This window comes from Shuttleworthella sp. (genome assembly GCF_057251025.1).
Window position 1 is genome coordinate 71,376 of record NZ_DBHIDN010000004.1, and the last position, 24,510, is coordinate 95,885.

22 protein-coding genes and 1 tRNA gene are annotated in these 24,510 nt (G+C 56.6%); 3 read left to right on the forward strand and 20 right to left on the reverse strand.

From position 1 onward, the window contains the following. The first annotated feature begins 8 nt into the window (after positions 1-8). Together ACO5R6_RS02075 and ACO5R6_RS02080 are read left to right on the forward strand one after the other, a co-directional pair. Positions 9-1,385: an HlyC/CorC family transporter gene (locus ACO5R6_RS02075; RefSeq protein ID WP_485625524.1), complete on the forward strand. Its 1,377-nt coding sequence runs from the start codon at positions 9-11 to the stop codon at positions 1,383-1,385. A gap of 87 nt (positions 1,386-1,472) precedes the next feature. Beyond that, complete coding sequence (locus tag ACO5R6_RS02080; protein ID WP_485625525.1) at positions 1,473-1,994, forward strand: peptidylprolyl isomerase; 522 nt, start codon at positions 1,473-1,475, stop codon at positions 1,992-1,994. A 73-nt stretch (positions 1,995-2,067) separates the two neighbouring features. Here the strand turns inward: ACO5R6_RS02080 and ACO5R6_RS02085 are convergent, their stop codons facing one another. The 17 genes from ACO5R6_RS02085 to ACO5R6_RS02165 form a co-directional block, all read right to left on the reverse strand. Beyond that, the gene (locus ACO5R6_RS02085) at positions 2,068-3,720 is read right to left on the reverse strand and encodes an amino acid ABC transporter ATP-binding/permease protein (RefSeq protein WP_485625526.1); all 1,653 of its coding nucleotides are present in this window, start codon (positions 3,718-3,720) and stop codon (positions 2,068-2,070) included. Next, positions 3,717-5,480, reverse strand: coding sequence for an ABC transporter ATP-binding protein/permease (locus ACO5R6_RS02090; protein ID WP_485625527.1), 1,764 nt, complete (start codon positions 5,478-5,480; stop codon positions 3,717-3,719). Before ACO5R6_RS02090 ends, ACO5R6_RS02085 begins: the two co-directional genes overlap by 4 nt. Beyond that, positions 5,477-6,013 (reverse strand): YbaN family protein, encoded by a 537-nt coding sequence (locus tag ACO5R6_RS02095; RefSeq protein WP_485625528.1) that lies wholly within the window; start codon positions 6,011-6,013, stop codon positions 5,477-5,479. Before ACO5R6_RS02095 ends, ACO5R6_RS02090 begins: the two co-directional genes overlap by 4 nt. Positions 6,014-6,108: 95 nt before the next feature. Continuing rightward, positions 6,109-6,945: a P-loop NTPase gene (locus tag ACO5R6_RS02100; RefSeq protein WP_485625529.1), complete on the reverse strand. Its 837-nt coding sequence runs from the start codon at positions 6,943-6,945 to the stop codon at positions 6,109-6,111. Between the two features lie 42 nt (positions 6,946-6,987). Further along, complete coding sequence (mtnA, locus tag ACO5R6_RS02105) at positions 6,988-8,094, reverse strand: S-methyl-5-thioribose-1-phosphate isomerase (RefSeq protein ID WP_485625530.1); 1,107 nt, start codon at positions 8,092-8,094, stop codon at positions 6,988-6,990. 12 nt (positions 8,095-8,106) lie between these two features. Then, on the reverse strand, positions 8,107-9,093 hold the full coding sequence (locus ACO5R6_RS02110) for a DUF3878 family protein (RefSeq protein WP_485625531.1): 987 nt from the start codon (positions 9,091-9,093) through the stop codon (positions 8,107-8,109). A 190-nt stretch (positions 9,094-9,283) separates the two neighbouring features. Next, a complete protein-coding gene (locus ACO5R6_RS02115; protein WP_485625532.1) occupies positions 9,284-10,345 on the reverse strand; it encodes an electron transfer flavoprotein subunit alpha/FixB family protein in 1,062 nt (353 codons plus the stop codon). 21 nt (positions 10,346-10,366) lie between these two features. Further along, positions 10,367-11,149, reverse strand: a complete 783-nt coding sequence (locus tag ACO5R6_RS02120) for an electron transfer flavoprotein subunit beta/FixA family protein (protein ID WP_485625533.1) — start codon at positions 11,147-11,149, stop codon at positions 10,367-10,369. A 38-nt stretch (positions 11,150-11,187) separates the two neighbouring features. Beyond that, positions 11,188-12,333, reverse strand: a complete 1,146-nt coding sequence (locus tag ACO5R6_RS02125; RefSeq protein ID WP_485625534.1) for an acyl-CoA dehydrogenase family protein — start codon at positions 12,331-12,333, stop codon at positions 11,188-11,190. A 24-nt stretch (positions 12,334-12,357) separates the two neighbouring features. Continuing rightward, positions 12,358-13,197 carry a 3-hydroxyacyl-CoA dehydrogenase NAD-binding domain-containing protein gene (locus ACO5R6_RS02130; protein WP_485625535.1) on the reverse strand — a complete coding sequence of 280 codons (840 nt, stop codon included), beginning with the start codon at positions 13,195-13,197 and terminating at the stop codon, positions 12,358-12,360. Positions 13,198-13,277: 80 nt separating this feature from the next. Further along, positions 13,278-14,477 (reverse strand): acetyl-CoA C-acetyltransferase, encoded by a 1,200-nt coding sequence (locus ACO5R6_RS02135; protein ID WP_485625536.1) that lies wholly within the window; start codon positions 14,475-14,477, stop codon positions 13,278-13,280. 253 nt (positions 14,478-14,730) lie between these two features. Then, positions 14,731-16,086 (reverse strand): cell wall hydrolase, encoded by a 1,356-nt coding sequence (locus ACO5R6_RS02140; protein WP_485625537.1) that lies wholly within the window; start codon positions 16,084-16,086, stop codon positions 14,731-14,733. Between the two features lie 20 nt (positions 16,087-16,106). Continuing rightward, positions 16,107-16,622, reverse strand: coding sequence for an acetolactate synthase small subunit (ilvN, locus tag ACO5R6_RS02145; RefSeq protein WP_485625538.1), 516 nt, complete (start codon positions 16,620-16,622; stop codon positions 16,107-16,109). Positions 16,623-16,631: 9 nt separating this feature from the next. Continuing rightward, positions 16,632-18,356: a biosynthetic-type acetolactate synthase large subunit gene (gene ilvB / locus ACO5R6_RS02150; protein WP_485625539.1), complete on the reverse strand. Its 1,725-nt coding sequence runs from the start codon at positions 18,354-18,356 to the stop codon at positions 16,632-16,634. Positions 18,357-18,391: 35 nt separating this feature from the next. Next, a complete protein-coding gene (locus ACO5R6_RS02155) occupies positions 18,392-18,883 on the reverse strand; it encodes a dihydrofolate reductase (protein WP_485625540.1) in 492 nt (163 codons plus the stop codon). A 64-nt stretch (positions 18,884-18,947) separates the two neighbouring features. Next, positions 18,948-19,814, reverse strand: coding sequence for a thymidylate synthase (thyA, locus tag ACO5R6_RS02160; RefSeq protein WP_485625541.1), 867 nt, complete (start codon positions 19,812-19,814; stop codon positions 18,948-18,950). A 107-nt stretch (positions 19,815-19,921) separates the two neighbouring features. Beyond that, positions 19,922-19,994 (reverse strand) — tRNA-Gly (locus tag ACO5R6_RS02165). Between the two features lie 185 nt (positions 19,995-20,179). On the opposite strand from ACO5R6_RS02165, the gene ACO5R6_RS02170 reads away from it, so the two are divergent. Next, positions 20,180-21,376 (forward strand): Mbeg1-like protein, encoded by a 1,197-nt coding sequence (locus ACO5R6_RS02170; RefSeq protein ID WP_485625542.1) that lies wholly within the window; start codon positions 20,180-20,182, stop codon positions 21,374-21,376. On the opposite strand, the gene ACO5R6_RS02175 is transcribed toward ACO5R6_RS02170, so the two are convergent. The 3 genes from ACO5R6_RS02175 to ACO5R6_RS02185 are packed head-to-tail and all read right to left on the reverse strand — an operon-like array spanning position 21,358 to position 24,338. Continuing rightward, positions 21,358-22,176, reverse strand: coding sequence for an ABC transporter ATP-binding protein (locus ACO5R6_RS02175; RefSeq protein WP_485625543.1), 819 nt, complete (start codon positions 22,174-22,176; stop codon positions 21,358-21,360). The two genes, ACO5R6_RS02170 and ACO5R6_RS02175, sit on opposite strands and share 19 nt — an antisense overlap. An 11-nt stretch (positions 22,177-22,187) precedes the next feature. Then, the gene (locus tag ACO5R6_RS02180; protein WP_485625544.1) at positions 22,188-23,249 is read right to left on the reverse strand and encodes a FecCD family ABC transporter permease; all 1,062 of its coding nucleotides are present in this window, start codon (positions 23,247-23,249) and stop codon (positions 22,188-22,190) included. A 24-nt stretch (positions 23,250-23,273) separates the two neighbouring features. Further along, entirely contained in the window at positions 23,274-24,338 is a 1,065-nt protein-coding gene (locus tag ACO5R6_RS02185) for an ABC transporter substrate-binding protein (protein ID WP_485625545.1), read from the reverse strand. Between the last annotated feature and the right edge of the window lie 172 nt (positions 24,339-24,510).

Genomic DNA, 24,510 nt, shown 5'->3' on the forward strand with positions numbered 1-24,510 from the left:
CAACCCTCATGCATAAGGATATCATCATCCAGGTCATCATCCTGATTCTGCTTCTTCTGGCATCCGCATTCTTCTCCTCTGCGGAGACCGCTCTTACGATGGTCAGCCGCATCAAGGTCCGGACCCTTGCGGACAGCGGCCATCGCCGGGCCGGAGTGGTCCTAAAGGTCACAGACCGCCAGAGCAAGATGCTCTCTGCCATCCTGATCGGCAACAATATTGCCAACTTGTCCGCCTCCTCGCTTGCGACCATCCTGGCCATCCGGCTCCTGGGCGATGTGGGGGCAGGAGTCGCGACAGGCGTTCTGACCTTCCTCATTCTGATCTTCGGAGAAATTGCCCCCAAGCGGATCGCCGCGCTCAACAGTCTCGGCCTCTCCCTTGTGTTCGCCCCCATTATCTGGCGGCTGATGTGGATCCTCACTCCGGTCATCTTCATCGTCAACTTCTTGTCCAATGCCATGATCCGCCTCATGGGGACCGATCCCAACCGGCGCAAGGAGAACCTGACGGAAGAGGAATTGCGGACCATCGTCGATGTCAGCCAGGAGGCGGGCGTAATTGAGCACGAGGAGCGCAATTATATCCACAAGCTCTTCGACTTCACGGATTCCACGGTCCGCGAGGTCATGATCCCCCGCATTGATGTGACCGTGGCCAATGTCAATTGGTCCTATGACAAGCTCCTCACCGTCTTCTCCAAGTGCATGTTCACCCGTCTTCCGGTCTATGACGAGAATCGCGGATCCATTGTCGGAATCGTCAATATGAAGGACCTGCTCCTGGTCAAGGACAGGGCCCGCTTCTCCCTGCAGGATTATCTGCGCAGCGCCTACTTCACCTTCGAGCTCAAGAATACCCAGGAGCTCTTCGAGGAGATGCGGCAGAATTCCATCGCCATGGCAATTGTCATGGATGAATACGGCGCATTTGCCGGGATCATCAGCTTAGAGGACCTTCTGGAGGAGCTGGTCGGAGAGATCCGCGATGAGTACGACGCCAATGAGGAGGACGACATCGTCCAGCTGAACGAGCGCGAGTATCAGCTGGTCGGCTCCATGAACTTGGAGGACCTCATGTCGATTATCCCCCTGGGCTATACGTCTGAGGACTACGACACCATCGGCGGCTACCTGACCGGTGAATTCGATCACTTCCCCAGCCAGGGCGAGACCTATGTGGATGGCAACGGGGCTGTTCTCCGGGTGGACGCCGTCAAGAAGAACCGGATCACAAGGATCCACATCACCCTTCCGGAGGCGATCGCCGAGAAGGTCGATGAGGAATCGATCCCTGACTCCGACGAGGACGAGGAGCCCGGCATGCTGTCTACGCCCGCCTCGGACAAGGTCAGCCAGGGCCCCTCGAAGCCGGTGCAGAAATAAGCTTTTTTTGCTATTCTTATACATGTATATAACCTGTTACAGGCCCCATCAGCCATTGTGCCCGGGCGCAGCAAGGAGGAATTTTCTATGGAACAGAATCCGATCGTCACCATCGAGATGGAGGACGGTTCTGTCATGAAGGCAGAGCTCTACCCCCGGATCGCACCCAACACTGTCAACAACTTCATCAGCCTGATTCAGAAGGGCTACTACGATGGCGTCATCTTCCACCGTGTCATTCCGGGCTTCATGATCCAGGGCGGGGATCCGCAGGGAACCGGAACAGGCGGCCCCGGCTACTGTATTCCCGGAGAATTCTCTCACAACGGCTTTCACAATGACCTAAAGCACACCAGGGGAGTGCTCTCCATGGCCCGCACCATGGTCCCCGATTCCGCTGGAAGCCAGTTCTTCATTATGCACGAGACGGCGCCCCATCTGGATGGAGAGTATGCCGCCTTTGGCCGGGTCACCGAGGGCCTTGAGGTCATTGATGCCATCGCCAATGCCGACCGCGACAGAAACGACCGGCCTCTGACCGACCGGAAGATGCGCAAGGTCACTGTGGAGACCTTCGGCGTCGATTATCCTGAGCCAAAGAAGTGCTGACCGTCAAAATCAATATTGTTTCAAAAAGTCCTGCCCATGTAAATCGACAGGACTTTTTCTGTGGCTCCATGATCTAGCTCAGGCGACCGCTCTCAATGGAGTAACTTCGGTCCGCAATGCCAAGCGTTGACTTGCGATGAGATACCAGGGCAATGGTCCGGCCGGAGGCCTCTGCCTCCTCCCGCAGGGCCTTTAGAATAGCGCCCTCATTCAAGCTGTCCAGATTGCTGGTCGGCTCATCCAAGAGCATGAAGGGAGCATCGTGCAGGAAGGCCCTTGCGAGTCCGATCCTCTGCCTCTGTCCCCCGGAAAGGTTGTCTCCCAATTCCAGGATCCCGGTCTCATAGCCCTGGGGCAGGGTCATGATGAAGTCATGGATATTGGCCTTTTTCGCCGCCTCCTCGACCTGGGCGTCGCCGGCCTCCATACAGCCGATCCGGATATTCTCCCGGACGCTGGTCGCAAAGAGATCTGTGTCCTGGATCATATAGCTCTCCAACTTGCGCAGGTGCTCCGTCTTGATCCTACCCAGGTCTTCTCCGGATATGGTAAGAGCCCCATCTTTGGCCTGCCAGAACCGCATCAGGAGCTTGAGCAGGGTCGACTTGCCGCTTCCGCTGCGGCCTGTGATCGCGACAATCTCTCCCTGTCTGAATTCCAGGGAGAGATCATGGAGGATCTCTTCCTCCTCATAGGAGAAAGACAGGTGCTTAGCCTCGGCTCCCGAGAAAGCCGGACAGACCCCATCCGTCACATCCTTAGTCATGGGCTCTTCTTCCAGGAGGGAGAGGACTCTCTCCCCGGCGGCAAGCGTCGAATCCATCGCCGCGGATAAATTGGCCAGGGCCAGAACCGGGCCGAAGGAGGCGGACAGCATGAAAGTCGCCAGGATCAGGGCCGGGAAGCTGACCTTGAGCCAGATCCCCGCTCCCAGGAGGAGGATCGGCCAGAGCATAACAAGGGCCGCCGACCAGGCGGATACGGCTCCGGCATGGTGGGCGATCTGCAGCTGCAAGACATTTAATTCCTCTGTCTTGCGATAGATCTCCTCTTCCCTCTGCGCTCCCAGATGAAATTGCAGGATCTCCCGAATTCCTCTCAAGCTCTCCAGAAAGACGTTGTTGAGTCCTCCCAGCCGTTCACGAAGGGCCATGCCTCCGGACCTCCCCATTCTGCTGGAAAGCAGGGGCAGGAAGAGACCCAGGCTCAGATAGGCAAGTGCTGCCACAAGTCCAAGCGCCGGGTGGAAGCTCCCGATCATGAGACTCATGATCAGGCTCACAATCAGGGCAATGCTGATCGGCGCAATGGTGTGGGCATAGAAGACCTCCAGGAGTTCTATATCCCCTGTGATCAGGGCGATCAGATCTCCCCGTCCCCTTCCCTCCAGTTTGGCCGGAGCCAGACGGCGCAAGGCTCCAAAGACCTTGTCACGGATCACGGCCAGGAGCTTAAAGGCGATATAGTGACCGCAGGTCTGCTCTCCATAGCGAAGTCCCGCCCGGGCTGCAGCAAACAGGATCATGAGAAGAGCCGTCACCCGAAAGGAAAGGGTCCAGGGACTGTCTCCTGTCACAAGAAGGAGCAGATGTCCTGCCAGGACCGTGATGAAGATGGCGCAGAGATAGCCCAGCACGCCCAGGCTGACGCAGGCGAGCATGACATGGGCCAGGGGGGCAAGCAGGCGCAGGAGACCGGCCATAATTCTCAATCCGCTTCTTCTCATAGCAGTCTCTCCTCCTTGCGCGTTTCCTCAGGCCTTGGCATGGCCTTCCCCTTCTGATACTGTTCCAGTTCTTCCTGCGCCCGATAGAGTCCGGCATATCCGCCATTCTTCTCCATCAGGGAGGAATGCGTCCCCATTTCCCGGATCCGGCCGCCCTCCAGATAGACGATGCTGTCGGATCCGACCACATTGGCCAGGCGATGAGAGATCAGAAGAATGGTGTGGTCTCTTCGCATCTTCTCGACGGCCTTCATGATGACCTCTTCACTCTCGGCATCAATATTGCTGGTCGCCTCGTCAAAGATATAGATGGGGCTGTCCTTGAGCAGGGCCCTGGCCAGGACCAGACGCTGTCTCTGTCCCCCGGACAGGTTCTCCCCTCTCGGTCTCAGCTGAAAATCAAGTCCTCCCTGACTTTCGATAAAGTCAAGAAGGGAGACCTTGCGGAGGGCCTCAAGCATCTCCCGGTCTGAGGCATCTGCCTTCCCCTCCAGGAGGCAGTCGCGGACACTTCCCTCGAAGAGACAGCCGGCTGAGCCCACCACAGTCACCAGAGATCGGATGCTCTCTGCCGAGACCTGTCTGCACTCCTTGTCAGCAAAGTAGAGTTCCCCCTGATAGCCGTCCCGGAATCCGGAGAGAATTGCCGCAAGCGTCGACTTGCCGCAGCCGGATTCTCCGACCAGAGAGACCATGCTCCCCCTGGGGATCAGGAGACGGATCTCCTCCAGAACCTCCTTCTTCCCGTCATAGGAGAAGGAGAGATTCTCAAGGCGTATGTCGCCGTTCTCAGCCACCTCCTCTCCCCAGTCCCTTTCCTTCAGGTCCAAAAGCCGGAAGATCCGGTCTGAGGCCGCGATTCCGTTCATGGCCGTGTGGAAATAACTGCCCAGAGCCCGCATGGCCAGGAAAAACTCAGCGGATAACATGACCATGGCGATGGACTGGCCGAAATTCACGCTCCCAGACCGATAGGCCAGGGCGGTCAGAATACAGCCCACGGCGCTTCCCCCATAGGCGACCAGGTCCATAATCGTGACCGAGTTGAGCTGCATGGTCAAGACCTTCATCGTCACCCTGCGGAAATGCTCAGCCTCCTCATTCATCTGCTCATGACGCCTTGCATCCGCCCCGTATACCTTGAGCGTGGTCAGCCCCTGCAGGTTCTCAAGGAAACTGTCTCCCAGCTTGGCATAGGCATCCCAGTATTTTGACAGGAGCCTCTTGGCGAAGCGCTGCACCTTGGCTATAGCCAGGGGGATCAGGGGGACGCAGGCAAAGAGAATCAGTCCGGTCATCGGGGACAGGGGCCAGAAGACCAGGAGGAGGGTCAGGGGGGCCAGCATGGCGAAGAAGAACTGGGGGACATAGTTGCCGAAATAAGACTCCAGCTGCTCCACCCCATCTCCCGCCAGCTGCACCAGTTCCGCCGTCGGAAATTGATCCGCGTAGGAGGGACCAAGACGGCAGATTTTGGCGTAGATGTCCCTCCGCAGCCTGCTCTTGACACAGGAGGCCGCCCTCTGTCCCCGATCTGCGATCAGACGAGCCAGGACAAAGCGGATCAGGATACATGCGAGGACCAAAATAAGGAGGGGCGGAATCAAATCCTTCCCCTCTTTTACTCTCTGTATCTGCTCTCCCAGCGAGAACCAGAGGATGATTCCTCCCACCAGGCTGAGCCAGCTGAAAATCACCTTCTGGACCATGTATGTTGCGGCTTCGGGCACAAGGGCCAGAAGACGTTTCTTTGGCATCATACGCTTTCACCTTCCTGACTGAAATTAACTTCTCGAATCTGTCCGCGCTCCTCTCGGCCGCTGTCTTCCCCGGCAGCTCCTGCCGCGTGATCTGCGTCCATCTGGCAGGTGGGTATCATCCACAGGAAGGCAATCACATGCCCAAGCCAGACCAGACCCATAACGATGACCCCGACCAGGGCGAACACTTTCCCCTTGATCAGGTAAGCCCGCAGCATGAAAAAGGATGCGAGCCCCATCAGAAGGGTCACTGTGGCCAGAATCCTGAGCTTGGCCGGCAGAGTCATGCCTTCCTTTCGCTTGATTCCGGCCAGATGACTCTGATAGAATCTCGTCGATTGCAGCCAGAGATTGAGCCTCCCGGAACTCCTGGTAAAGAAAAAGACCGCCAGAATGAGAAAGGGCGTCGTGGGAAGGATCGGCAGAAAGGCGCCGACAAGTCCGGCTCCCAGGCAGAGAAGGCCAAGAAGCAGGAAGATCAGGCGCAGCAGTCCCGCATGTTTCTCCTCGGATTGTAAGTTATTTCGATTCATTTGATGTCCTCCGGAATACAGTTAGTATATTCTAACACATGTGACTTATTTTGTATCCGGAGATTTTCTCATTCCGATCTGTTTCCTTTTTCTTTTTACTGATTTAAGGCCTCCAGGACCTCGACTCCCTTGTCCAGGAAGGGATTTTGAATTTCGAACACTCTTCCCCTGTCCACCGTCTCGGCATATTCCGGATTCAGGGGCATCTTGCCCAGGAGGGGAACATTCAGCTCGGCAGCGACTTCCTCAATATGAGACTGGCCGAAGAGACGAATGTGTTTGCCGCAGTCGGGGCACTCCAGATAAGAGTAATTCTCCACCAGACCGAGCACAGGGATCTCCATCATCCTGGCCATATTGTAGGCTTTCTTTACAATCATCCGGACCAATTCCTGCGGGGAAGTGACAATGATCACTCCATCGACCGGCAGGGACTGGAAGACGGTCAGGGGCACGTCACCGGTTCCCGGAGGCATATCCACAAAGAGGTAGTCGATGTCGCCCCAGTTGACTCCGGACCAGAACTCCTTGACCGTGCCCGCAATGACGGGGCCGCGCCAGACAACCGGCGTCTCCTCGTTATCCAGGAGAAGATTGACTGACATGATCTTGGTAGAGTCTTCCGCCCTGACGGGAATGGTCCCCCTTTCATCTGCATAGGCCGGCCCATGCACCCCGTACATCTTGGGGATGGAGGGACCCGTGACGTCGGCGTCCAAAACACCCACCTTGTAACCGGCCAGATTCATCCGGCAGGCCAGAGAGGCGGTGACAAATGACTTGCCAACGCCTCCCTTACCGGAGACAACACCGATTACGTGCCGGATATGGGAATTGGGATTGGCGTCCACATGAAAATCCGGCTTCTCGACTTCCTTTTTATTCTTGGTAAAACGCTCTGTATCAAACTGCGGTTCTTGATTCTCTGCCATCTCATACTCCTTTCACGTCTGCTAAGATGCCTTAGTATCATACTATATTCCGGCCTCACTGGTCTTCTTTCTGTTGAAAATCTCCTTCAGGCTCTCCGTGTAGGGAGCTCTTGCGATGCCGTATTCCGTGACGATTGCGGTGATCAGATCATGGTCCGTCACGTCGAATGCCGGGTTATAGACCTTGACCCCTTCGGGCGCCATCCGCTCGCGATACCACATCTCAGTGACCTCCTGGCCCTTTCTCTCCTCGATCACAATATCGTCTCCGCCGGCCGTATTCATATCAATGGTGGATGTGGGGGCCACAACATACAGGGGGACCCCGTATTGCCTGGCCACAGCCGCAAGAACCGAAGTTCCGATCTTATTGGCCGTATCTCCGTTCGCCGCAACACGGTCACAGCCCACAAAGACGGCCTTGATCCAACCACGCTTCATTACGGAGGCGGACATATTATCACAGATCAGGGTCGTATCCACACCGGATTCCTGCAGCTCGAAGGCGGTCAGGCGGGCTCCCTGCAAGAGGGGCCGGGTCTCATCGCAGAAGACCCGGTAGTGGTTTCCGGCCTCCATCCCTACATAGATGGGGGCCGTGGCCGTTCCATAGCGAACCGCCGCCAGCTTCCCCGCGTTGCAGTGGGTCAGAATCCCGTCTCCGTCCTCAATCAACTCCATCCCGTACTCGCCCAGCTTCCGGCAGACCGCAATATCCTCTTCATAGATCCGAAGAGCCTCATCATGGAGGCAGGACAGCCAGTCCTTCCGGCAGGAGTGCCTGTGACTGCGGCAGGAAGACACATAGCTTTCCATCAGCTTGTCCTCCATCCGCTTCAGGGCCCAGGACAGATTAACAGCGGTCGGACGAGAGGAATTCAGGTAGTCGGCCCTGGCCCTCAACTGGGCCCGGAAGCTCTTGAAGTCCTCCTCCTTGATCCGGTCTGCCATGACATAGAGACCCAGGGCCGCGCATACGCCAATGGCCGGAGCTCCGCGAACTTGAAGGAGGTATATGGCATTCCAGATTTCCTCTGCCGTCCTTAAGGCAAGCAGTTCCACCCGTCCGGGCAGCCCGGTCTGGTCAATGATGACCACTTCCTTCTTCTCCTCGTCCAGGCGGACCGTGTCAACTTCCATGATATTCATCTTCTGCCCTCTTTATCTTGTCTCATCGACAGGCCTCTCCGCCAGCTTCCGAATCTCAGTCATCAGGTGCCCTTGCTCCAGAAGCGTCTCCTGCCGGTAGAAGCGGTAGGCCATGTCCCTGTAGTCCAGGAGGCTCATGGCAAAGGGCATTTCCTCAGTGACAAGAAGGATCCTCTTTCTATCCCTGCTCCGATAATGGGGATAGCGTCCCACATACCCCTCTTCCCTCAGGGCCGCATCAATGCACCTTCTCTCCATCTGAGCCCAGGCCTCTGTTTCATCCGAAAACCGCCTGCTCGCATACGGCTTCGAGGCCAGCTCGAGTTCAATCTGCAGGACATGACAGAAGGCGAATCCCCGGTCGGAGGACAAGTAATCGATCAGATAATTTCTCAGTTCCCATCCGGGCAGCTTGCCGAAAGAGGCCGCAAGCCAGGACAGGCGGCTGTCGCCGCAGGTCCGGGCCAGATCCAGCATAACTGAGACTCCCTCCTCGGAGTTTTGATACCGGTCATCCAGCTTCTCCCCCGTCGGCGAGAAGAAGCGGAGTGGTCCGAATTCCACCAGCCTGGCCAGCTCCATCTCCTTCTCGCTGACTGCTTCCCGCCCCAGATAGGTCATCTTCTCATGAATGCATCCCAGCTGATAGACCAGGCGGCGTAGGTGTTCCTCTCCCTGAACCCAGTAGTGACCGGGTCTGTGATACTGGTAGTAGGTCCTTGATTCCCAGATCTCCTCGATCTGACCGATTCCGGGAGATCCATCTGTCCCGCCCCCGGCCCAGGCCGCGAGCAGGTCCCTCATAGCCTCAGGATCTCGGACATGTGACCGGGCATCCTTCCTCAAGTCTATGAGCAGATAGTCCTCCACACAGTCACTCATCATATAGGGAATATAGAGGCGGCCGGGCCGCTCGGGATCCGAGACGACTTCCAGGGCGTCCGCCAGGACCAGGTCCTTCATCTTGTCCTTGAATTGGTCAATTGATATCTTCTGCATGCGTCTTCCGCCTCCGCGGCCGCCAATATCCGCGAGAATATCTGCGGACCCCGCTTTTCTCGCATGCCGCCGGCGGCGCAGCTTACTTTGAAAAAGAAGTTCTCCGCGCATTGTGGAGAACTTCTTTTGGTCAATTAGCTATAGGAGCCGCCGGCCTGCCCGGCAGGGACGGCACTGGCACAAGATCGGATCAGTCTGCCTTCTTGGCCTTCTCTGCCTTGATCGCCTCGGTCAGGGCAGGAACAATCTTCTGATAGTCACCGACGATGCCATAGCTTGCCACATCGAAGATGGGGGCCTCGGGATCCTTGTTGATGGCGATGATCACATCGGACTCCTCCATACCGGCTACATGCTGGATGGCGCCGGAGATGCCGATGGCGAAGTAGAGGTTGGGGCGGACGGTCTTTCCGGTCTGTCCGACCTGAAGATCGTGGGGCTTCCAACCGGAATCAACAACTGCGCGGGAGCAGGATACCTCTCCGCCGATCGCCTGCGCCAGGTCCTCCAGAATATTGAAGTTCTCGGGAGAGCCGATGCCGCGGCCGCCGGATACCAGAATCTTGGCCTGCTGAATATCAACCGTCTGAACCGTGCTCTTTACGATATCCAGGATCTCGACAAAGCGTCCGTTCTCCTCGATGTGAGCGTCAAACTTGATGACCTCAGCCCTTCTGCCGGCCTCGGGCGCAATCTTCTGCATAACGCCGGGACGAACCGTAGCCATCTGGGGGCGGTTGTCGGGGCAGGCAATGGTTGCGATTGTATTGCCGCCGAAGGCAGGACGGGTCATGAGGAGCTGCTTGTGCTTCTGCTCGCCGTTGGCCGGAGGATTGATGGGGAAGTCACCGATCTCCAGGGAGGTACAGTCTGCCGTCAGTCCGGTCGCAACACGGGCCGAAACGGTGGGTCCCAGGTCACGGCCGATCGCGGTCGCGCCCACCAGGAAGATCTCCGGCTTAAACTCCTTGATCACTGCCGCAAGAGCCTGTGCATAGGGCTCGGTCCGGTAGGTCTCAAGCTTGGGGTCATCGACTAAGATGACCTTGTCTGCTCCGTACTCGCCCAGCTTGTCGGTCAGGCCGGCCACATTGCTGCCGAGAAGAACGGCCGTGACCTCCTCATTTAAGTCTGCCGCAAGCTTTCTGGCCTCGCCCAGAAGTTCCAGAGAAATATTAGAAATCTTGTTGTCGACCTGCTGAGCGAAGATGTATACGCCCTTGTAGGCCTCGATATTAGCTGTCTTACCCATTTATTTCACCACTTTCTTTGCTTAGATAATGTGCTTTGTTACCAGCTTGTCCATGATATAGTCCACGGACGCAGCGGGATCAAGCTCAACCTTCTCGCCGGCACCCTTGCGGACCTTGTCAGAGGCGCGGGCGATCTTGGTGGGAGAACCGGCAAGACCGATGTTGGAATCATCAAGGTCCTTCAGGTCATTTCTGCCCCAGGTGGTGATCTCGGCGTCAACAGCATCCCAGATGCCTGCGGGGGTCATATAGCGGGGCTCGTTGAGCTCTGAGAGAGCGGTGATAAGGACGGGCATCTTGGCCTTGACCATATGATAGCGGTCCTCATACTGACGCTTCACGACAACGGAATCACCCTCAAGCTTGACCTCTTCCGCATAGCTGATCACGGGAAGACCGAGATGCTCTGCGATCTGAGGTCCGACCTGGGCCGTATCTCCGTCAATAGCCTGACGACCTGCGAAGATAATGTCATAGTCCAGATTGCGAAGTGCTGCCGCAAGGGTGGAGGAAGTTGCCCAGGTGTCGGCGCCGCCCAGGCAGCGGTCGGTCACAAGGATTCCCTTGTCCGCTCCCATGGCCAGGGCCTCGCGCAGCGCGTCGGCGGCCTTGGGAAGGCCCATGGTCAGAACCGTAACCTCTGCGCCGTACTGGTCCTTCAGACGAAGGGCAGCCTCTAAGCCCGCCTTGTCGTCAGGGTTCATGATGGTCATCATGGCCGCTCTGTTCAAGGTTCCGTCGGGATTAAAGACAACGCCGCCCTTGGTGTCCGGAACCTGCTTAATACATACAACGATTTTCATGGATCTACACTCCTATCTCTATTCTGCAAATGTTCCACTTATACGAGCATGCCGGCAGAAATAACCATTCTCTGTACCTCAGAAGTACCCTCGTAGATCTTGGCATCACGCATCATGCGCTCAACCTCGTACTCTCTGGTGTATCCGTAGCCGCCATGCAGCTGAACGGCCTTGGTGGTGACATCCATGGCAGCCTCGGCGGCGAAAAGCTTGGCCTCTGCCGCCTCCGCTGAGAATCTGGGCTTCTCTGCCTTGGCGCAGGCGGCCCGATATACTAAGTACTTGGCGGCATCCATCCGGGTCTTCATATCGGCCAACTGGAACTGGGTGTTCTGGAAAGCTCCGATGGGACGGCCAAACTGCTTTCTCTCCATGACGAAAGCAACCGTGCGGTCAATGGCTCCCTCGCCCAGGCCGAGTGCCTGTGCGGCGATACCGATACGGCCGCCGTCCAGAGTATGCATGGCCTCCTGGAAGCCCTTGCCGCGCCTGCCGAGCAGGTTGTCCTTGGGGATCTTGCAGTCCTGGAAGATCAGCTCGTAGGTGGCAGAGCCCCGGATACCCATCTTCTTCTCCTTGGTTCCGAAGCTGAATCCGGGCGTTCCCTTCTCAACAATGAAGGCGGAGAAGAGTTTCTTGGACCGGCCCCGCTTGTCTTCAACGGTATCTGTCACTGCAATAATGATGTAGACATCTGCTTCCTTGCCGTTGGTGATGAAGCACTTGGACCCGTTTAAGATCCAGCCGTCCTCAACCTCAACCGCCTTGGTCTGTGCTCCCTGGGCGTCTGTACCGGCGCCGGGTTCCGTCAGGGCGAAAGCGCCCAGCTTCTCTCCCTTGGCAAGGGGAACCAGGAACTTCTGCTTCTGCTCCTCGGTACCATAGTTGAGAATGGGATCGCAGCAGAGGGAGGAATGTGCAGACAGGGCAACTGCGGTTGTACCGCAGACCTTGGCGATCTCCTCAATTGCGATCACATAGGTCAGGGGATCACAGCCCTGGCCGCCATACTCTCTGGGAATGGCGATTCCAAGGAAGCCCGCCCTGGCCATCTTCTCGATGGTCTCACGGGGGAAGCGCTCCTCCTCATCTACGTCCTTGGCCAGAGGCTTCACCTCGTTCTCGGCGAAGTTCTTAAAGAGCTCACGGGCCATCTCATGCTTTTTATCTAAAGTGAAATCCATGGATAATCTCCTTACATCCTTATCTTACTTGCTGTAATCGTAGAAACCGATTCCGGTCTTTCTTCCCAGCTTGCCTGCGCGCACCATCTTGCGGAGCAGGACATGGGCACGGTACTTGGAGTCATGGGTCTCGTTGTAGAGGACGTCCATGATTGCCAGGCAGACATCCAGGCCGATCAGATCGCCCAGAGCCAGGGGACCCATGGGATGATTGGCGCCAAGCTGCATAGCCGTGTCAATGTCTTCCACGGTGGCAACGCCGTCCGCATAGATGCTGATCGCCTCATTGATCATGGGGATCAGGATCCGGTTTACAACGAATCCGGGAGCCTCGTTGACCTGAACGGGGGTCTTGCCGATCTTCTTGGAAACATCAACGATGAAATCGCGAAGCTCATCCGGGGTATTGCCGCCCTGGATTACCTCGATCAGCTTCATGACCGGAGCCGGGTTGAAGAAGTGCATGCCGATCACGGGGCGGTCCAGTCCCTGACCGATCTCTGTAATGGACAGGGAAGAGGTATTGGTCGCAAACTTGCAGGACGCAGGAACAATCTCCTGCAGCTCCTTGAAGGTCTGGCGCTTGATCTCCATGTTCTCAATCGCAGCCTCAATGATCAGATCCGCATCCGTGCAGATATCCTTGGTCCCGGTTGTGATCTTGGCGAGAATTGCGTCTGCGGCAGCCTGGTCCATCTTGCCCTTTGCAACCCTCTTGGCCAGGCCCTTCTCGATCTTGGCCTTTCCGCCGGCAGCAAACTCATTGTTGATATCGGTCAGATAGACCTCGAAGCCCTCGGTCTGGGCGAATGCCTGCGCAATACCGCTTCCCATTGTTCCGGCACCAATAACGCCTACTTTCATTTGTTATCCTCCTGAGAAAAATCTCAATCTAAAACACCAGTGACCGACTGCATAAGTCGGTCACAAGAAGTTAATTTCAATCAGCCCTCATACTTCTTGACGATGGCAGCACAGCCCATGCCTCCGCCGATGCAAAGCGTTGCAAGGCCCATCTTGGCATTGGCATCCTGATCCATCTCATGAAGCAGGGTAACCAGGATTCTGGCGCCGGAAGCTCCTACGGGATGACCCAGAGCGATGGCGCCGCCGTTGGGGTTGACCTTGGCCATATCAAAGCCGAGATCTCTTGCTACTGCGACAGACTGAGCGGCAAAGGCCTCATTGGCCTCGATCATATCCATCTGGTCAACCGTCATGCCGGTTCTCTTCATGACATTCCGAACAGCTGCGACAGGGCCGACTCCCATGATGCTTGGATCCACGCCACCCATAGCGCCGCCGATGTACTCAGCCATGATGTTCTTTACGCCGAGCTCCTTGGCCTTCTCCTCGCTCATAACTACGATTGCGGCTGCGCCGTCGTTGATCCCAGAGGCATTGCCGGCAGTGACAAGTCCGCCCTCCTTGCCGGAGCAGCAGCGGAGCTTTGCAAGGCTCTCAGCCGTTGTGCCCGGACGGGGTCCCTCATCCGTATCTACGACATAATCGCCCTTCTTGCGGTCATGCATGGGAACGGGAACGATCTCGTTCTTGAATGCGCCTCTTGCCATTGCCTTCTCGGCCTTCTGCTGAGACTCGGCTGCGAATGCGTCCAGCTCCTCGCGGGTCAGGCCCCACTGCTCGGCGACATTCTCAGCGGTGATCATCATGTGATAGTGGTTGAAGGCATCGGTCAGGGCATCGTTGACCATGGTGTCGACCAGGGTTCCGTTGTTCATCCGATAGCCGAAGCGGGCATTGGGCAGAGCATAGGGAGCCATGGACATGTTCTCCATGCCGCCGGCAACGACGATGTCTGCCTCGCCGGCCCGGATCATATTGGCGGCCTCAACGACGCACTTCAGACCGGAACCGCATACAACGTTCAGAGTTAAGGCCGGAACTTCCACGGGAATGCCAGCCTTGATGGCAGCCTGACGGGCAACATTCTGGCCCAGACCGGCCTGGATGACACAGCCCATCTTCACTTCGTCAACCAGCTTCGGATCAACACCGGCTCTGTTCAGGGCCTCCTTGATGACGATGGCGCCCAGATCCGCCGCTGAGGTCTTGGCGAAAGCCCCTCCCATCTTACCGATGGCTGTACGACAAGCACCTGCTAATACCACTTTCTTTGCCATAGTTTTCTCCTTACCTGTATGGATTTCCTGCCTGCGCGGCGATCTTGCCGGATCGGACGGACCGGTCGGCGGCCCTTGGCTTGTTATTTTTTTAACAAGAAGGGTAAAAAAAAAGAAATTGCCCACGCTTACTGTTTGAGGATAACACAAGAAAAACACCCAAACAAGGGGCAATTCCCCAATCAATCAAGATCCCGTCCGTCGGCTCTCCTGCGAGCAGACAGGCGGGATCCCGAAACAGAGACCCGGTCTGTCAGGAATTCTGAATGACCCGGCCGAAGAAGACCGTCCGGCCCATAATGATGGACCCGGCCGGCTTGGAATTCGACACGGCCCAGAAGAAGCAGAGATTGGTGTTTCTCTTCCCGTTCAGAACATCAAGAGCGGCCTGGCGGCAGGTCTGGTAGGCCCTGGAATTCTTCAGGAGGGGCTCCCTCTGCCCGTGGAAATAATCGAACATGACCTGATTATCCCACCTGCCTGCAAGTTTGATCCAGGTTGGCTCGAACTGGCCCGGGGCGAAAATCACTCTATGAATTGTGCCCGGGAAATAGGGGCTTCGAACCCGGTTTAGGATGACGGACCCCACCCCGAGCTGGACCTTATAGCCCTCTCCTCCGGCCTCGCAGAAGATAATCGTGGTCAGTTCCTCCAGTTCCTGCTGTGAGTATCCCATGGGCTTGACCCAGTAGTCCGTCCCCGCCTGTCCCTGCGCATGCGTTGTCTTCCAATCGGAAGCGGCGGATGACCCGTTCTTGGAGGCAGACCCATCCTTGCCCTTTTCTCTCCCCGGATCAGCCTTCTGATCGGCCTTTTGTCCGACCGCCTCCGCCTGACGCGCGATCCGGTCCGCCTCGGCCAGTTTCCGGGCCTCATTTCTCTTCTGCTCTGCCATAAGTGCCGCCTGCATATCGGCAATCGACTGATCAATCTGCTTTAGCCGGTCTCTGGCCCCGGAGTAATCCATGTATTTCATCCTGACTTCATCAGAGGCAGAGGCAAGAAGCCGGTTCATCTCATCCTGCTGGCCCAGGAGGGTCTCTTGCTCCTCTTGGAGGGCGTCCTGCCGACTTGAGAGGTCTGCCGCCTTGGCGTCAATCTCCTCCTGCAGTTTCTCCATCTCTCCGATCATCTTCTGCTCATATCGGGTCAGCTGCGCCGCGTAATCGAACTTGGCAAGGAAGTCAGCGAAATTCTCGGATGTGAAGAAGAGTACCAGCAAGTCATTGCTGCTTCCCTGCTCGTACATATAGCGGATCCGCAGTTTCATGGCGGCCAGCCGGCCAGACTTATCGGCCTGGGCCTGCCCCAGCTCTTCCTGCAGGCCGCTAATCTTCCGGTTGTTCTCATCCATGGTCTGCCGGGTCGTCTTGATTCGGTCCGACAGCAGATCCAATTCTCGCTCCAGGCCCTGCTTGCTCTCTGCCGCCTGATCGAGCTTGGATCTTGCGTCATCCACCCTGTCCCTGGCCTCTGTCTTCTGCCGCTTCAGGTCCTCGAGAGAATCCTCCGCACGGACCTGCAGGCCGACAGAGGAGACAGAGCCCATTAGGAGCGCAAGTGTCAGAGCCAGCGCCGGTATGCTCATTTTGTGATTCGTCCGTCTCATATGGATCGCTCCTGCCCCTGTCATACCCTGTGCGAGTGTGAAATGCTCTCACAGGCCACCGCGCCGCCCCGGACCACATGCACTCTTCCGCGGAACTTGCTCTTTAAGAGGGCAATCAGTTCATTATTGGTGTTCTCTGTCAAAAGGCACTCGAAGATCAGGGCGTCCTCTCCCATGTCGTTGATGTCCACCTTGAAGACCCGGGCAATCTGGAAGGCGACCTGCATGTCCTCCGGGCTGAGTCTGGTCAGGGTCGCATACATGATCTCCTTCATGTGCAGGGGAACATGGGTCAGGTCCATGACCTTGATGACCTCGACCATACTGTTGAACTGCTTCTTGATCTGCTCGAAGGTCACATCGTCCGCCAGCACGGAGATGGTCATCCTGGACACGTCCTCCTGTTCTGTGGTGCCGACCGTCAGACTCTGCATATTATAGGACTTGCCTGCCAAAAGACCTGACACCTTGGCCAGGACGCCAACCTGGTTCTCCACCAGAAGCGCAATCCAGCGCATTTTCATATCTTCAGCCATCTCATCTCCTCACTTCAGGATCATGTCGGTCATGGGTCTGCCTCCCTTGACCATGGGCAGGGCATTGTATTCTCTTGCGATCATGAATTCGATCAGCATCGGCTTCCCCGCCTCCTGGTTCTTCCTGGCCCTCTCCAGGGCCGGAATGATCTCATCCTCCCCGGTCACCCGGACGGCATCCACCCCATAGGCCTCCGCCCACTTGACAAAGTCAGGCTCATAGGGTCCCTGATCCGCATCCAAGAGGTCATCCTTCGGATGGACCCTGTGATTTAGGTTGACGATCGCATAGCGCTTTCCGTAGATATACTCCTGCTGCTGGCGCACCATGCCCAGATAGCCGTTATTAAAGATGCAGACCGTTACCGGCGCGTCCTCCAGGACGGCTGTCGCCATCTCCTGCATATTCATCTGAAAGCCCCCGTCTCCGGTCAGGCAGACGACATTTTGGTCTGGACAGGCAATCTTGGCCCCCAGGGCCGCCGGAAAACCAAAGCCCATCGTCCCCAGACCTCCGGAGGTAAACATCCGCTTGTCCTTGTTCAATGTCATATAGGAGTAAGCCCACATCTGATGTTGCCCCACGTCCGCGACAAAGATGCCCTCTGTAAAGACGGTATTGATCGACGCAAAGACCGCCTGGGGAGACATCTTTCCCTCCCTTCTGGCGACCTTCAGGGGATGCTCCCGGTCCCAGGACCCGATCCGGTCCCGCCAGGAATCGCAGGCCAGGGGCCTGGCCCACACGAGCAGGTGGTCCAGGGCCAGATTGGCGTCTGAGACCACCGGGACATCCACGAGAACATTTCTTGAGATGGAGGCCGTATCGATATCGATATGGACGATCTTGGCCTCCGGGACAAATTCCTTGAGATTGCCTGTGATCCGATCATTGAACCGCGTTCCGATGGAGAAGAGGACATCGCAGTGGTAGAGGGCCATATTGGCGGCGAAGCTTCCGTGCATGCCCGCATCACCCACATAGAGCTCGTGTCCGGAGGGCAGAGCCCCCTTCCCCATGACCGTGGTCACCACCGGGACGCCCGTCTTCTCCGCAAATGCCAACAGCTTGTCATTGGCTCCCGCAATATTAATGCCGCCGCCCGCCAGAATGACCGGCTTCTTAGCCCTCTCAAGGAGCTTGAAGGCCTTCTTGAGCTGGCCGATATGGACCGACTCGTTGATTTTATAGCCCCGGATGTCCACGTGATCGGGGTAGGTGTCCGGCCCATACGCCTGCTGTATGTCCTTTGGAATATCGATCAGAACCGGGCCGGGCTTGCCGGAGGAGGCAATCTGAAAGGCCATTTTCAGACTTCTTCCAAGCTGCTTCCTGTCGTGAACCGTAACCCCCCACTTCACAACAGACCGGGTCATTCCCACAATGTCGACCTCCTGAAAGGCGTCATTGCCGATCAGACTCTGGGAGACCTGCCCCGTGATCACCACAAGGGGAATGGAGTCGTAGTGGGCATCGGCAATTCCCGTGATGGCGTTGGTAGCGCCGGGGCCGGAGGTCACCAGACAGACACCCACGCGGCCGGTCGCCCGGGCATAGCCCTCCGCCTCATGGACCAGGGCCTGTTCATGGCGAGGCAGGACCAGACGGATATCGCCGGACTTGTAGAGTTCGTCCAGCAGGTCCGTAATCATGCCGCCCGGATAAGCGAAGATCGTGTCGACCCCCTCATGCTCCATGGCTCTGACAAATAACTTTTTTCCCGTGATATCCATATGGCAGGGATCTCCTTATGTCTCTTCTCTGGTCTTTATGACCTGCGGCGATAACTGGTGAAATAATACTCCACATCGTAGTAGGTCTGCTCCTCTGAGCTCTCCACGCATTCCCAGTCCTCCATCCGATCCAGGTTGGGAAAATGCGCATCCGCATCATAGGCATAGTCGATTTTCGTGACATAGGCCTCGTCGCAGAAGGGCTCCAACTGGCGATAGACCGCCTCTCCGCCGATGACGTATACCTCTTCCGGGTCATAGTCCGCCAGGACCTCCTGCAATTCATCCATCGAGTGAACCGCCCTCACCCCCTCCCTTGTAAAATCGGGATCCCGGGTCAGGACAAGATTGACCCGATTCTTAAGGGGCAGGCCATGGGGAAAGGAGTCAAGCGTCTTTCTGCCCATGACGACAATCTTGTTCAGCGTCATCCTGCGGAAGAATTTCATGTCCTCCGGGATGGAGATCAGGAGCTCTCCCTTCTTTCCGATGCCCCAGTTGCGGTCGACAGCGACAATCATTTTCATACGGCAGCCTCAATTCTTTCCCCGGTCATATCTGCTTGGTCAAAGAGGGATAATAAAAGAACTCTTACACGGCGATGGGAATATTCTGAATCTGCGGCCCGTGCCGGTAGTGGTCCAGACGGATGTCATCTTCTGTGAACCGGTAGAAGTCGTGAATGTCCGGATTCATCCAAAGGACGGGCGCCTCATACTGATCTCTTTGGATCAGCTCCCGGACCAGGGGGACATGCCGGTCATAGATGTGGGCATCAGCGATCACATGCACAAGTTCTCCCACTTCCATGTCACAGACCTGGGCCAGCATATGCAGCAGAACGGCATACTGGCAGACATTCCAGTTATTTGCGGCGAGGACATCCTGAGACCGCTGATTCAAGATGGCATTTAGGACCATCGCCCCGGTCTCCCTGCGCTTGGTCACATTGAAGGTCACAGAATAAGCGCAGGGGTAGAGGTGCATCTCGTGCAGGTCATCGAAATTGTACATATTGACCATGATGCGGCGGGAGAAGGGATTGTGCTTTAAATCATAGATTACGGCATCAATCTGATCCATATAGACCGGCTTCCCGCATTCATCCATGTGATGGATGTACTTCTTGCCGATCTGATAGCCGTAAGCCTTGCCGATGGACCCCTCTTCATCCGCCCACTCGTCCCAGACAGAGGACTTGAGGTCCTTGATATTGCTGGATTTCTTCTGCCAGATCCAGAGCATCTCATTGACACAGGACTTGATTGCCGTCCGGCGCAGGGTGATCGCCGGGAATTCCCTGGACAGGTCGTAGCGGTTTACGATACCGAAGCGCTTGATGGTGTGGGCGGGGCTTCCGTCCTCCCAGCGGGGCCGTACCGGCATTCCCCGGCTGCTGGTCCCCTGATTGATGATCTCCTCGCACATGTCAACGAAGACACGGTCCGCATAGCTCATAGCCCTACCTCCTAGCAGTAAACTTGCTCATAATTATAGGGAGAAGGAAGCTTTCTGACAAGTAAGAGAGCCCCCTGGATCCGCAGGAGGCTCTCTGATATCAAAAAAGCGCGAGACGGGACTCGAACCCGCGGCCTCGACCTTGGCAAGGTCGCGCTCCACCAACTGAGCCACTCGCGCAAATGCCGCTTGATCAACGACAAGTGTTATATTATCGGACTTGCCCAATCCGGTCAAGTCCAAATTTCAATCGTCTTCTTTTCCCATTCTTCTGCGCACAAGCAGAAGGCAAGTCAGGAAGTTGGCTTTTCTCACGCAAAAGTCAGATAATAAACTCATCCACTGCAAACAGACAGGAGTACTTTATGGCCGACTTGATCGAATACATCCGCTGGCGTGGGGACCTGACCTTCATCGACCGCCCCTTCAATGAGGTGGACAATCTGGTCCTCTCCCAGATCGCCTATCATGCCTTCGACGGCATCATTCCCTCCCCTGGTCAGGGACAGATCTCCCTGCAGGAGGCTGCAGATCTCTTCCTGGAGCATCCGGAGCGGGGCGCGATTCCCGGTCAGGACCAGACCATGAACAACAACTTCCTCAGGGATGCCGCCGGCTGCCCGCGCTTCGGTGACCTCATGGTGAGCAACTTCGTCAATGATATCGCCGACTACAGCAACAATCACATGCAGTTCTCCGCCCTCTGCTACCTGCTGCCGGACGGCAGCCGCTACTGTGCCTTTCGGGGCACAGATGACACGGTCGTGGGCTGGAGAGAGGACTTCATGTTCTCCTACCAGGTCACAAATGCCCAGAAGGAGGCAACCCTCTACCTGACCTCCCGCATCAGGGAGAACCCCTCGGCTGTCTGGCGGGTCGGCGGCCATTCCAAGGGCGGGAATCTGGCTGTCTATGCCGCCATACATCTGGCCCAACCACTCCAGAATCAGCTTCAGGCTGTCTACTCCAATGATGGGCCGGGTATTCCCGAGGAGTTGCGGGATCAAGAGGGCTATGCCCGCATCCGGGACCGGATGCACAAGTTCACCCCCGCCTACGGCATGATCGGCATGCTCTTAGAGGACCCCGCCGTCGTTCACCACCCGGCCAAGGCCCAGACAGAGGGTCGGATTACCATTGTAAAGAGCTCTGCCAGGGATATCGTACAGCACTGGGCCCTGTCCTGGCAGGTTGAGGCTGATCACTTCCAGACTGCGGCAGATCAAAGTCCCAAGGCCAAGCGCATGAACCGGATCTTCGACCGCTGGATTCGATCCGCCAGTTTCGAGGAGCGAGAGGCCTTCATCCGAACCCTCTTTGACTCCATGAATGAAGTAGGATCCAATGTCTCCGACCTGCTCAAGAGTCCGATTCAAGTCGGCAATATTGTCCTCGGACGGATGCGGGACGCGGATCCCCTGACACAGTCCGCCATCCGAAAGTTCTTCGACAGCTTAGGCTACGAGAATCAGAAGCAGCTGGAGGACGGCTTGCAGCAGACGCAGAAGGCGCTCCTCAAGGGACTCGGCCTCTACACAGGAGATCATAAATCCGGCAAATAAAGGATATTGTTGCGACCTGTCTGCTCGTTTTTTATAATCTTGCAGCCGATCCCAAAGAGATCTCTGATGCGCTCCGGAACCAGGATCTCCTCCGGACTCCCGGCGGCAAGAAGGCGGCCCTCTTTCATGAGGAGGATCCGGTCGCAGTAAGTGCCGGCGATATTCAGGTCATGAATGCTGGACAGGACGGTCAGCTTCTGCCTCTTGAGAATCTTCATGATCTGATATTGATAGCCGATGTCCAGATGGTTGATCGGCTCATCCAGGATAATGAACGAGGCCTCCTGAGCCAGGGCTCTTGCGACCAGAGCCCTCTGCTTCTCCCCTCCTGACAGGGAGAGAAAGTGCCGCTTCTCATAGCCGGTCAGCCCCACCTCCGCGAGACAGTCCATGACGACCTTTCGGTCTCTTTCCGAGCTACCGGACAGGGCCTTCTGGTGGGAGAAGCGTCCCAGAAGAACCATCTCATAGACCGTAAGGTCAAAGGAAATCTGGTTCTCCTGCTGCATGACGGCCATATGACGGGCCCTCTGCCGGCCGGACATCCGATCGATCCGATGGCCGTCCAGATAGATCACCCCCTTGTCCGCCTTCAGTACCTGGTAGATATTCTTGAGCAGGGTGGACTTTCCGCAGCCGTTGGGGCCTACCAGGCCGACGAAACTCCCCCTCTCGATCTCCGTACAGATCCCGTCGATGATCAATTTTCGGTCCAGGGAGCAGCTGATATCTTCCACCCGAAGCTTGACTTTGCTCTCCCCGGCCCTCTCTTCCGGTCTCATTCTATCCGACTTCTGCATAATTTCCTCCCCTAGGCCTGCGCTCTCTTGATCAGATAGAGGAAGAAGGGGGCGCCGAAGAAAGCGGACACGACACCGATCGGCAGTTCTTCCGGGCGAATCAGGGTTCTCGAGATGAGGTCCGCAAGAACCATGAAGCTGCCTCCCAGCAGAACCGAGGCCGGAATCAGGCGGCTGTGCTTGCTTCCGACCATGGACCTTGTCATATGCGGAACGGTCAAACCGACGAAACCGATCACGCCGCTGATCGACACGATCACACCGGTCAGACCGGTCGCAATCATAATGATCGCAAGCTTGGCTCCGGCAGTGTTGACTCCCAGAGTGCTTGCAGTCTCATCCCCCAGCATCAGGGCATCCAGGCTCCTGTGCATGATGAGAATTCCGAGAAAACAAACGACAAATGCCGTCGTGGCGTAGAAGAGCCGGACCCAGTTGGCACCGCTCAGTGAGCCGAGCAGCCAGTACTGAGCCGTCTTCACCTTATCCGATCCGCTCTGGTGGGCATAGATCATCAGGTTGGTCAGGGCCCCGAAGAGGGCCGATACGGCGATGCCGGCCAGGATCAGGTTGGTTGCCGTGAGCACATTCCTGTTCCTGGCGATTCCGAGAGCCAAGACCATGGCAATCAGGGCTCCGACGAAGGCCCCGCACATGGTCGCATAATAGCCCAGGAAGGACAGGTATCCGTACATAATCACCGAGACCGCTCCCGCAGATGCCCCCTGGGAGATCCCGAGGACAAACGGATCCGCCAGGGGGTTCTTCGTCAGAGCCTGCATGACAATGCCGCAGAGGGTCAGGCCGGCGCCGACAATCCACGCCGTGAGGATGCGCGGCAGACGGATGTTCCAGATAATGGACCTCGTGCTCTCTTCCCAGCGGACCGGAACCAGCTCACGGCCCGTGATCTGATTGACGATCACCCCTCGTATGGTTGAGGGATCAAGAGATACGCTTCCGAACACAATCGCAATAAAGACGGAAAACGCCAAAAGCAGCAGCATGAGCAGGAGGAAGACGGAGAAAGAGACCTTGCTCTCCAGCGGAAAGATGGTTTTTCTTTTGCTCATGGTCTCTCCTCATCATCTGCCTGATCAGCGGAATTTATCCGGGTAGAACTGTCTTGCCATGATCTCAATGGCATTGGCAGATCCTGCAGACCCCTGCATGTCAGCACAGCAGGCACTGTAGATTCTGCCCTCTTTTACGGCCCGGAGGTTCTTGGTGGCCTCATTGCTCTTCAAGAAGCTGATCTTGCTATCCGTGTCGTGATTGTAATCCAGAATCAGAATCACATCCGGATCCCTCTCTACCACTTCTTCCCAGGAAGGCGTCGCCCAGCCCTTTTGGATGTCATTGAAGATTGACAGGCCTCCCGCCTTCTTGATCATATCTCCCGGGATTCCCTGGCAGGCTGTAAAGGGGGCATCCTGCCCGGAGTCATAGACGAAGACTGTGATCGGCTTCTGGTAGGCCTCTTCTCCCAGCTTGCCGTGGACATCATTGATCTTGGCCTTCATGGCATTGATGCGGTCCTGGGCCCTGTCTGACACTCCGAACACATGGCCCAGGACATCGTAGTCCTTGTAGATATCCTCCATGGTCGCGGAGTCCGAGCAGCAGTAGGGAAAATAGGGGATGATGTGATTCTGCAGGCACCAGTCCACAGAGTAATGACTCTCGGAGAAGAGCGAATCCCAGCCCATCATAAAATCCGGCTTTAAGTTGAGGATCTGTTCCTTGGAAGAGCTGCTCAGATTGGACCCGTCCGGCAGGATCTTATTGAGGGAATCCCTGGCCGGGAAATTGCTGACCGTGGACAGGCAGGCCCCTCTGGTGTACCCGGCGATGTGGTCCTCAAGCCCCAGGTCTAAGAAGATGTCCGTCATCTGATCCCCGTCCAGGAGCACTCGCTTGGGGGCAGACGTAAAGGTCTCCCTGATATTTTGGCCGATCCCGGATCGCTCCAGGTTCAGTGTGATCGTATAGGGCTCATACTTCTTGTTGGCCTCATCGCTTGAGATAGACTTCTCCTGATCGCTGACCTGGTACTGGTCTCCCTTGGAGCCGGTCACGGTCTTGCCGGAACCGGAGCAGGCAGTCGTCAGCAGCATGCTGCCGCAGAGCGCAAGAAGACCAAGCGTTTTCATAGATTTCATGCGACAATTCCCTCCTCGATATAGAGCCATAGATACGTATTGCTACAAGGTTTTCCCCTATCCTAGCAGAAGAAGCCGGTGCAAACAGACAGACTTTGTCCTGCAAACTTCGGAAGATAATAGAAAAAGAGCCGGAATCCCCAATAATAAAACAAGGACTTCCGGTCTTCTG